At 56.6% G+C, this 511-nt stretch carries 1 protein-coding gene; it reads left to right on the forward strand.

Translation table 11 applies throughout. The features are described 5' to 3' along the window. Nucleotides 1-289: 289 nt before the first annotated feature. The coding region (locus HHU12_RS34900) for a nucleoside hydrolase (protein ID WP_205960120.1) at nt 290-511 on the forward strand (222 nt) is incomplete at its 3' end.

A 511-nucleotide genomic window follows, 5' to 3' on the forward strand; every position in this document is an offset into this window, starting at 1 on the left:
TCTTTCATCGTAATAACCTCTTGAGTTTTCTTAAGGATAAGAACCCGCCCGCCGAAAAGCAAACCATTAATATCCGTAAGGATTAGCAATTTTTCTATTATATCGCGCCGCGCCGGGCGCCATCTTGCGCCACCGCAAAACGAGGCATCATGTTTACGGACGGTCGCGTAACGATACGCGTTGCCCTCGCAGCAATCGTGGTCTCCATCACACTATTCTGCATACCATCTCGTCTGCCTCGACTCGCAGCGTTAGTCTGGTCACAGAACATCGCCAACAAGGAGCTGCTATGGCACTGCCGATTATGATTGATTGCGATCCGGGACATGATGACGCGATCGCCCTGGTCCTCGCCCTCGCCTCGCCGGAGCTGGAGGTGAAAGCCGTCACCGCTTCCGCAGGCAACCAGACCCCGGAGAAGACCCTGCGCAACGTGCTGCGTATGCTGACGCTGCTGAACCGGCCGGACATTCCGGTTGCCGGCGGCGCGTGGAAGCCGTTGATGCGCGAT

The sequence above is a fragment of the Flammeovirga aprica JL-4 genome (assembly GCF_012844305.1).
Taxonomy (GTDB): Bacteria; Bacteroidota; Bacteroidia; order Cytophagales; family Flammeovirgaceae; genus Flammeovirga; species Flammeovirga aprica.